The sequence below is a fragment of the Amycolatopsis sp. H20-H5 genome, assembly GCF_035828755.1.
In the GTDB taxonomy this organism is placed as follows: domain Bacteria; phylum Actinomycetota; class Actinomycetes; order Mycobacteriales; family Pseudonocardiaceae; genus Amycolatopsis.
The window spans coordinates 1-9,654 of record NZ_JAYMZS010000196.1; the positions used below are offsets into that span (position 1 = coordinate 1).

Annotated in this window: 9 protein-coding genes; 3 read left to right on the forward strand and 6 right to left on the reverse strand. The window is 70.9% G+C overall.

Annotated features, from left to right (window positions below):
• Window positions 1–493 precede the first annotated feature (493 nt).
• The 5 genes from QMK34_RS45515 to QMK34_RS45535 form a co-directional block, all read right to left on the reverse strand.
• On the reverse strand, window positions 494–850 hold the full coding sequence (locus tag QMK34_RS45515; protein WP_326421133.1) for a hypothetical protein: 357 nt from the start codon (window positions 848–850) through the stop codon (window positions 494–496).
• 529 nt (window positions 851–1,379) lie between these two features.
• Window positions 1,380–1,886, reverse strand: a complete 507-nt coding sequence (locus QMK34_RS45520; RefSeq protein WP_326421134.1) for a 2'-5' RNA ligase family protein — start codon at window positions 1,884–1,886, stop codon at window positions 1,380–1,382.
• A gap of 109 nt (window positions 1,887–1,995) precedes the next feature.
• Window positions 1,996–2,397, reverse strand: coding sequence for a PaaI family thioesterase (locus QMK34_RS45525; protein WP_326421135.1), 402 nt, complete (start codon window positions 2,395–2,397; stop codon window positions 1,996–1,998).
• A gap of 105 nt (window positions 2,398–2,502) precedes the next feature.
• Window positions 2,503–2,730, reverse strand: coding sequence for a hypothetical protein (locus tag QMK34_RS45530; protein ID WP_326421136.1), 228 nt, complete (start codon window positions 2,728–2,730; stop codon window positions 2,503–2,505).
• A 34-nt stretch (window positions 2,731–2,764) separates the two neighbouring features.
• Complete coding sequence (locus tag QMK34_RS45535; protein ID WP_326421137.1) at window positions 2,765–3,715, reverse strand: phosphatase PAP2 family protein; 951 nt, start codon at window positions 3,713–3,715, stop codon at window positions 2,765–2,767.
• A gap of 346 nt (window positions 3,716–4,061) precedes the next feature.
• Between QMK34_RS45535 and QMK34_RS45540 the strand changes: the two genes are divergently transcribed.
• From QMK34_RS45540 to QMK34_RS45550, 3 genes are all read left to right on the forward strand, one after another.
• The gene (locus tag QMK34_RS45540) at window positions 4,062–4,703 is read left to right on the forward strand and encodes a hypothetical protein (RefSeq protein ID WP_326421138.1); all 642 of its coding nucleotides are present in this window, start codon (window positions 4,062–4,064) and stop codon (window positions 4,701–4,703) included.
• Window positions 4,704–4,981: 278 nt separating this feature from the next.
• Window positions 4,982–6,286, forward strand: coding sequence for a GGDEF domain-containing protein (locus QMK34_RS45545; RefSeq protein ID WP_326421141.1), 1,305 nt, complete (start codon window positions 4,982–4,984; stop codon window positions 6,284–6,286).
• 107 nt (window positions 6,287–6,393) lie between these two features.
• On the forward strand, window positions 6,394–7,728 hold the full coding sequence (locus QMK34_RS45550) for a serine/threonine protein kinase (RefSeq protein WP_326421139.1): 1,335 nt from the start codon (window positions 6,394–6,396) through the stop codon (window positions 7,726–7,728).
• A 97-nt stretch (window positions 7,729–7,825) separates the two neighbouring features.
• On the opposite strand, the gene QMK34_RS45555 is transcribed toward QMK34_RS45550, so the two are convergent.
• Window positions 7,826–9,654 (reverse strand): DUF3488 and transglutaminase-like domain-containing protein (locus tag QMK34_RS45555; RefSeq protein WP_326421140.1); only part of this gene is annotated, 1,829 nt, incomplete at its 5' end.

Sequence of the window (9,654 nt, forward strand, 5' to 3'; positions counted from 1 at the left end):
ACACTGTTGAGTTCTCAAGCAACACACCGCAGATCGCGCCCCACCACGAGGCCTTACCTGAAGCGAATTGTTCCTAGCAGTTTGTGTTGGAACACCCACTCAACCAGCCGAAGCTGAGAGCTTGGTTTGTGTCCCGCGGCCACCCGGTTTCCCTGGCGACTTGCAGAACATTACATGACCTGAAATCCCCTCAAACAGGGGGGTAGCGGCTGTTACGCATTACCGGACGCCGCGGCCGCTGACCAGCGATGAAGCTGATCGGTGGCCAATAACCGGTGCCGTCAGGGCTGCAGCGACTGCGGGATCTCGCAAGCCGACGCGAGGATCCGCGTACCCGGAATCTCCAGGATCCAGGATCGCTCGTCTCGTCAGGGGTCGACGCCGACGCCGGGCGAGCGCTGTCGTCCACGAAAGACGAAAGGACGGTGGTCGGCTTCGGCGTGCACCGAAGCCGACCACCGTCCTTCAAGGACTGTTCGTCCTACCGCGAGGTTCAGCTGTGCTGGCCGGACCCGCCGTCGACGACGCCACCGGAGGCGCAGTTGGCGAGCTGGTCACTGCCGGCCTCGTGCTTGCCCGGCGACAGGATCGGGACGCCGATGCCGTTCGCGGAGTCGCGGATCGGGACCTGGACGCCGAGCACGTTGACGTCGTTGCCGCAGACGCCGAGGGTGCCGTTGACATTGTGCAGCACGTCGGTGTTGTTCAGGTTGAGCAGGCCGACCTGGCCGTCCTGGTTCCAGTCGTAGCCGTGGTCACCGTAGTCAGCGCCCTGCGCCGACGCGAGACCACCGAACATCACCATGCCGACGGCCGCGGTGCCAATGACAAAACCAAGCTTCTTCAACATGAATTACTCCTCAGCATCGGGGTTGCTATGACCACGCGGCTCGTCGAGACAAAGCCTGCGCCGGTTGGCCGCGTACGGCTCCACCGATCAGTGATCACTGACCCGAAGCTACCTGCAGTGCGCGGACAATTCCACTGCGTAACACCATCGTGTTAGGCCTTTTCTTTGTCGTGCGGTAGAAACGCAGGTCAGCGCGTTCCGCGGGGCGGGAATGGCTCCCTGATTGCCGGTGCGGGCGGGACACCAACCTTTCGGGGGGTTTGACCAATCCACCCGACCACCCTCCCCGAACCCCCAAGAATTCCCGAATAGTGCCCTGCCGGTGTCCGATGTGGACTCAGGTGTCGACAGCAGGGTCTGCGTCCTGCTCCGGGTCGTTGCCGAAGTAGCGGTAAAGCCCTCCGATTCCGGACCCTGGCGTATTGACGAGCCTGCACGTCCGGAATACGAAGTACTGGTGAGGCGCACCGCGCTTCGCGTGAGCATTTCCGGCCACTGGCCGCTGGTGGTCAGTGGCGCTGGATTGCCGTTATCGGCCGCGCAGGGAAATCGTCGCGACGTCCTCCAGCCGCACGGCACGCGGGCTCGACCGGTCGGCGATCAGCAGGAGTTCGTCCACCACCCATTCGGCCCGCAGTTCTGTGCCCGCCAGCTGAGCCGGGACGCGGCCACCCGCGAGGACGAGGTCGGTGTGGACCGGCTGAGGGTGGGTGACCGGCACGAGCGGCACGGTCGCGTCGAACACCGCCGCTGCGAGCTCTTCGAGGCCCTCGACCGGCGCCGAAAGTTGCTGCCCGCCATACCGGCGAACGATCGGCCCGAACGAGACCCGGAGCGGGACGGCGCCGTCGAGGTCGGCTTCCACCGCGTCCACGAGGAGCTGATGCAGCGCGCTCGGCACGTGGCCGAGCGGGCGGAGTTTCACGATCCATCGCCGCGGATCCGTCCATTGGACGTTCTCCAGCGGTGGCCGCGTCATGGCCGCGACCACAGCGGTCACCTCGGGCGGCAGACGGAGGGCGAAGGACAGGCGCATCGGCTCAGCCCTGCCCGCGCGGCCGGACCGGCGATGACAGTCGACGGGACCGGACGCGATTAGGGAGGCCTCGCCGGAAAAGCACCTGATCAGCCTAACGACGAGTTGTTCAGGTGACCACTGTGAAGATGCCACTGCCGCGGACCGCCCGGTGGCCGTCGGCCACGAGGAAGCAGTTCGCGAACACCGTGCGCCGGGACTGCCGCTGGACGTCGGCGCGCGCCTCGACCCACGAGCCGAGCGGCACCGGCTCGGCGAAGTCGAGCGTCAAGCCCGCGGTGACCAGGCGGGCACCCGGGCGCGCCACGGCTTTGACGCCCTGCGCGAGGACGAGGTCGACCAGGGTGGCCAGGAAACCGCCGTGCGCGGTCCCGCCGGTGTTGGCGTGCTGCTCGCCGACGACGGCGCCGAGCGTCGGCGGGCCCTCGCCGCGGCGTATCCACACCGGGCCGATCGCGGCCACGAACGGGCTGGAAGCGAACGGTTCGAACCCCGGCGGCACTTCCCCCACGTCTTTCCTCCTTCTCCCGTCTCAGGTTCTCCCGTCTCAGGTCGCGGACAGTCCGCACGAGGTCGGCTTCAGAAATGAGTCGACGAAGTGGCCGGGCGCTGAGCTTCAGGCCGCGGGCGCCAGCCGGACCCGCCTGTCCCGCGCGTAGGAAACCAGTTCACGTACTTCGTCGGTGGTGACGATCCGCACCGAGTTCTCCGCCAGTTCGGTGGCCGCCACCTGCAGCGACCAGGACCGCAGACCGGGCGCGGGCTCATGCCAGAACCACTGCCCCGCGATCAGCTCTTCGGCCGCCACGGTGAGTTCCTTCGTGACGGGCTCTCTCACGTTCATGCCTTGAGGCTAACGGGGACCACCGACAGAAAACTCACCAGCCGCCGGCAGCCCGGTCCCGGCTCGACGACGCGATCAGCGCCTGCTCGCGCGCCGAGCCGGTGAGGCGGCGTTCGAAGCTCACCCCGTGCAGGGCGATCGCGACCAGCAGGACCACCGCGGCCGCCGAAACCGCGGCCAGCACCAGCGCCGCGACGTACTGGGCGGACGCCGAGGTAGCCGTGCTCAGCACCGCGTAGTCGCCGAGCACGACGGCGACCGGGCCGAAGAGGCCGACCGAGACCGGCACCGCCGGGATCCGCTTCGCGCCGGAGCCGCGGCGGGCCATCAGCGCGGCTCCGGCGCAGGCCAAGGCCGCGACAAGCAGGCAGCCGCCGAGGGTGTCGCTGAGCCGGTGCCAACCCAGCGCGATGGTCGACGCGGCGACCCAGGCCACCACCGGCGCGCCCAGCAGCAGCACCGGGGTCCGGAACCGCCGCGGCAGCACCACGACCACGGCGAGCAGGATGGCCGTCGCCGCGCTGACGTGGCCGCTCGGGAAACTGTTGTGCCCGGCGACGGCCAGCCCGTCACGCCCGCCGGGCCTTTCCAGCACGTACAGCTTGAGCAGCTGGGCGGCCATCAGCGGGGCGGCCAGCACGACCAGCGCGGACACCCCGAGCGAAAACCGGCGGCGGACCAGCGCGATCAGGAGCACCCCGACGGCGACGACGGCGAGCAGGCCGACCATGTCGACCGCGCCCAGTGGGGCAGCCCAGTCCACTGTGGACCCGATGACGGACTGCGCGCTGTGCACCACGCCGTTCTCTGCCAGCCGCCCGCCGCCGGTGCGGACGAAGAGCAGGTACGCCGCCACAAAAGCCACCACGAAACCCGCCGAACTCGCCAGCAGCACCGCGGTGGAGGACGTGGCCTTGGCCACGAGCGCGTGCCGGGCGGTTCCGGTTCTGTTCGCCGAAGATGCTTCGAAGAGGATCACTGCCATGAACGCGAGTCTCACCGCCGTATTTGATGAACCCGTTGGGGAGATGTCACGGTTCTGTCACAGAACCTCCTCCGTTCGCCTCGTCACCTGCACTCGCCCGCGCTGAGGTCCGGCCGGGGTGAGAGGGCTTCATGCGCAAGCAGCGGGTCACGTTCGGTTCGGCCTTCAGGGTCCGCAGTTCCGCGCGCGGTGGACGGCCGAAGCTGTTCTCCACCGCCGGGCGACCGGCTGGCCAGGGTCGCCCTGTCGATCCTCGTCTACCCAGCGGACCTACGCGTGACGTCGCCCCGCGCTCGCCGGGGGGATCCTGCTGTCGGGCCTGGGCGGCCGGTACCCGCGGCGTTCGGTGCTGGTCGCCGCGGACATCGCCCGCGCGGCACTGCCGGGCATGCCGTTGTGGTCGCTGTGCGTCCTGGTCGCGGTCGCGACCCCGCTCAACGGCCCGTTCAAGGCGGCGCAGCAGGCCATGCTGCCGGACGTGCTGACCGGCGAGCGGTACACGGTCGGGATGGTGATCCGGCACATCACCATCCGGACGGCCCAGCTCGCCGGGTTCGCGGGCGGGGGGTGCTCGTCACCGCTCACGCCGTCGGCGGGGCTCGCGATCGACGCCGCCACCTCGGCGTCTCCGCGGCGCTGCTGTGGCGCGGGGTCCGCGCCGGTCGCCGACGTGTACTGCCTGCGGCGGCCGGGCCTGGCGGTCTCGACGCTCCTTGTTCGGGCTGTCCGGCATGGCCTGCTACATCCAGGGCAGGGCGTCGTTCGTCCGGCGACTCCCGGACGCACCGCGCGCGCGGCGCCGGGCCGCAGTCCACCGGCCCGACCCACCGTGCAGAGGCTCGGCGCGCTGCTGGCGGGCGTGCCCGCCGACCAGATCGGCCCGGCCCACACCATCGCTGTCGCCGGTCTCGCCGGAGCGGTCGTGGCCATTCCCATCGCGGTGGGGTGGAGCCGGGCGCGGCTGGCGCGTGCTCCGGTGGACGGGTGAAGTGAGTTCAGGATTCGCGATTACGCATAGCGTGACTCCTTCCCGGCATTGGTCCGATCAAGGGATAACTTTCAGGACTCGCGATTACGCATGGTTACTCCCTTTTCTTTTCGATCTTCACCGGCTACCAGCGATTCAGGATTCGCGGTTACGCATGGTGACGTCCCTCCCTTTCCTGCTCCAATCGTGTAGCGCCCGTCGATCCGGGCCGCCAGCTGTGATTGAGTGGATACGTTTCGGGCGAACAACCGACCACCCAGGGGGTGGGTCACTTGAGTATGAATGGCGCGGACGCGGCCGCCAGTGCCCCTGCGCGCCTTCATGCTGCGCTTTCGCCGCTCCGGTGGACGCTGTGGAAGCAGCGGCCGACGCTGATCCTGTACTGCCTGCTCGTCGAAACCGTCGCGCTGGCCGTGACCGCGGCCACGGCGATCGGGGTGCCCACCAGGCTCCGCGACCTCGTGTTCCTCGCCGTGCTGGCCTGCCTCGGCGTCCTGCAGGCGGAGCTGGGGCGGCAGGTCGAGCGGGTGCGACGGCTGGTGTCGGACACCCCGCACATCAACATGACCTCGGTCTGGACGTTCGCCGGGGTGCTGCTGCTGCCGCCCGCGCTCGTCGGGACGCTGGTCGCGATCCTCTACCTGCACCTGGCCACGCGCAGCCTCTACCGGATCCGCCGGGTGCCGCCGTTCCGCACCGTCCTGAACGCCACGCTCGTGATCGTGACCTGCTACGCCACGGATTTCGTGCTGGCACGAACCGGGATCACCAGCATGTACGCCGCGCTGGGCACCGGCTGGGCGGGCGTCGGCGCCATCGTGCTCGCGGTCGTCACCTACTTCGTGGTCGCCGCGGTGACCATCCTGCCCGCGCTGACCCTCACGAACCGCTCGTTCGCGGCGCTGTTCGGCGGCGCGGGCGACAACCTGCTCGAGGTCGCGACCCTGTGCCTGGGCATCCTGACCGCGCTCGCGCTGGCGACGCTGCCCGCGCTGGCGCTGGCCATCGTGCCGCCGCTGCTCATCCTGCACCGCGCGGTGCTCGTCAAACAGCTCGAGATCGCCGCGACCACGGACGAGAAGACGGGCCTGTTCAACACCACCGGCTGGCACACCCTCGCCACCCGCGAGCTGTCGCGCGCGCAGCGGCTGCCGCAGGCCACCTTCGGCGTGCTGATGGTCGACCTCGACCACTTCAAGCGGATCAACGACCGGCACGGCCACCTGGGCGGCGACACCGTGCTCAAGGCGGTGGCGACCACGCTGCGGGACGCCGTCCGCGACTACGACTCCGTCGGCCGCTTCGGCGGTGAGGAGTTCGTCGTCCTGCTGCCCGACATCCGCGAAATCGACGTGCTCACCGTGGCGGAACGCATTCGCGAGGCCATCGCGGGACTGACCGTGCGGATCACGGACGGCGAGTCCGCCAAGCTCATCGACGGCCTGTCCGCGTCCATCGGCGTCGCGACCTATCCCGACGCCGGGGCCGCGCTGGACCGGCTCCTGCAGGCAGCCGACAAAGCGCTTTACAGCGCCAAGAGCAGCGGCCGCAACAAGGTCGTCAGCATCATGGACGTCGCCTGACGCCGGTTCTCCCCTCGCCGGCGGACGTGGTCTCGCCGGGGACCGATCGCGATGCCAGACTTGACCCGCACGGCAGGTCACACCGAGCACGGGGGACGAGCACCGCGATGGCCATGGACACCGACCACGACGAACTGACCCCGCTGGGTGACGGGCCGGTCACCCGGATGCTGGCCGGGGTCCACCGGCCGACCGGGGAGTCGTACGCGCTCAAGGTGTACCCCGGCCGGGTGGACCGGCACACGAAGACGGAACTGAACCGCGAACTGAGCGCGCTGGCGTCACTGCGCGGCCACGACACGGTGCTGCTGCCCCTCGAGTACACCGAACTGGGCGACGGCCGGTTCGCGATGCGCCGCGAGCTGTGCGCGCAGTCCCTGCCCGGCCTGGTCGGTTCGGCGGGCCCGCTGTCGATCGCGGGCGCGCTGGCGCTCGGCGACGTGCTCGCGTCGACGTTGGTGGCCGCGCATCGGGCGGGGATCGTGCACGGGGGCGTCACGCCGGGGAACGTGCTGTTCCGCCGGTCCGGCGCGCCCGCGTTGTCCGACTTCGGGCTGGTGCTGCGCCAGACGTTCCTGCGCGCCCCGGAGCACGGCGTGGCCTTCCTGCCGCCGGAGACGGTGCGGGACGGCACCACCAGCGAACGCGCCGACCTGTACGGGCTCGGCGCCGTCCTCTACTACGCGCTGTCCGGCCGGTCGCCGCACCAAGGACGGACGGGCGAACAGCCCGGCGAGCTGACGCTGCGTGTGCTGAGCAGCAAAGCGCCCCCGCTCGACCGGCTCGACCTGCCCCGCGGCCTCGGCCACCTGGTGTCCTCACTGCTCGAGAACAACCCGGACGCCCGTCCCCTCGACGCCGCCGCGGTCGCCGCCCGGCTGGGCGCCTTGCGGGGCCCCGGCGCGTCGGGGCCCGTCCGCCAGGACAGCCGGACCCCCCTGTTCCCGGCCAACCTCGGCGACCCGATCGCGTACTACGGGCCGAAGACGAAGCCGCGCAGCCGGACCAAAACCGGGCTGCTCATCGGGGCCGCGGGCGGACTGGTGGTGCTCGTCCTGGTGGCGGTGCTGCTCCTGCGCAACCAGCCCGCCGAGCTCCCCGGTTCCTCCTCGCCCGCCCAGCCCGGCGCGCCGGCGTCGTCCACCCGGCCGGTTCCGACGACGGCACCGGACAAGGTCGGCCGGCTCGACCTCGACGACCCCGTCGACCACGGCGACTACGTCGCACTGTCGTGGCACAGCCCGGTGCCTTCGCTGTACTACGTGCTGTTCGTGTTCCCCGAGGGCAAGGAGGATCAGTCGATCTCCGTGCAGCAGAACACCACGTACGAGGTTCAGGTCGCCCCCGCGCCCGCCCGATACTGCTTCCAGATCAAGGGCACCAACGGCGCCGACCTTTACCGGAGCCTGAGCAAACCCCTCCGCGGCGCGACCTGCCCCTGAAGGCCACCTTCACGGCGTTAGACGCCCTCAGGCCCGTCGCCGACGAGGCGACGGGCCTTTGGGGACACAGTGGCCTTCAGGGGCAACGGGTTCGTGCTCAGCGGCGGCGAGGGGCCAGGTTTCGGAGCGTGACGGCGGCGCGTAAGCGGGTGCGCCAGCCGCGCGCGGCCAGGCCGCGGCGCACGACGCGTACGGCGGCCCAGGCGTCACGGCCGGGCTGCTCACCCATCGCCGCGCCGGACCACAATGCCAAGTCCACTGTGGACGCCAGCGCGCGCAGCCCGTCCGCCGTGCCGGGGCCGCCGACGCCTGCCGAGGCGGTCGCCAGGTCACGGACGGTCATCCCCGCGGAGACCCCGATCCCGTGTGCGCGCAACCGGTCGCGGGCCTCTTCCCACGCGCCGATCACCGCGCCCGCACCGGTTCTGCGCCGACGTCGCCACGCGCGCCAAGAGGTGAGCGCCGGGACCCCGCCGAGCCAGGCGAGCAGGAGCAAACCCGCGACGCCCGCGAGCGGGCCCAGCGGAATCGCGCCGAAACCGCCTCCGCCGTCGCCGCCGGAAGCCTGGGCCGCGGGCGCCACCGGCGGGTCGGGCAGGTTCTGCGTCTTGGGCAGCTCGGCGCGGGCCCGGTCGGCCGCCGCGGCCAGCCCCGCGCCGGGACCCGCCGCGGTCGCCTCGCCACTCGGGTTGAGCTTCACCCAGCCGACGTCGGCGACCGCCACCTCGGGCCAGGCCATCACATCCTTGTTGACCACGGTGTAGGGCTGGCCGGGCACTCGGCCCGCGGGCGAGCGGAACCCGACCACGAGGCGGGCCGGAATGCCGAGAAGCCTTGCCAGCGCGACATAAGCCGCGGCGAACTGCTCGCTGGTGCCCCGCTTGTCACGCTGCAGGAAGTCGGCCAGCTTGGGCCAGGCGTGCCCGGTCGGCAGCGGGTCAACGGTCGCCAGCTTGTAGTTGACGCGCAGGAACGTCTCCAGCGCCAGCGCCGTGTCGAAGGAAGGCCGTTTCCCCTGCACCGCCCGCTTGGCGAGATCGTTCATGCCGTCGGGCACCTCGCCGACCCCGCCGAGGCGCTCCAGCGCGTTTTCGTCGATCGGGTACCCCTGCAGCGACTTGGCCCCGGGCTCCGGCTCCCACCAGTGCAAGGTGTACCGGGTGGTGCTGCCGGGGCCGTTCGCCAGCAGCGTCCCCTGCTGCTCCTCGATCAGCGGGTCGGTCCCGGTGACCCCGGCGGGCCAGGTCTGGCTCGGCAGCCACGGGCCGTCCAGCTTGAGCGGCGTGATCTCGGCGGAGCGGGCCTGCACCCCGACGGTCACCGCGGGGCCCGGCAGCAGCTCGGCGCCGAGCCGCCGCGCCTGCCCGGCGGAGGTCCAGTTGACCCCGTCAAAGGTGTCGAGCACGGCCAGCGGCCAGCGGTCGACGTCCTCGCCGCCGCCCCGCACCTCGAACACCGCGGTTCCCGGATGCCGGAGGCGGTCGGCGATCTGGTCCAGCGGGCTGATCACCTTGGTCTCGGCCAGCGGGGTGGCCTGGCCGTTCTTGAGCGAGTACACCGGCGGGACGGCGGGCGCGAGCAGGCCCGCCACCAGCGCGCAAACGACCGCGAGCACGACCATCGGCCCCGCCTTCGGCAGCACCGAGGTGACCCACCGCCGTCGCGACCCGGCCGGGTCGGTGACCCGATCCGCCCTGGTGACGGCCAGCAGCGTCCCGGCCGTCGCGGCGTAGGCGAGCACGGCGAGCACCGCGCCGAACCCGGACAACGCGGCGTAGCACTGGCTGAGCACCACGACCGCGAACCCGGGGGCGAGCGCCACCAGCGAATTGCGGAGCCGCTGCAGCAGCTCGATCCCCAATACCCCGGCGAGCAGCACCAGCAGCGGCACGAAGCGCAGGACGGTGGCCTCGGGCGGCGCGGGCC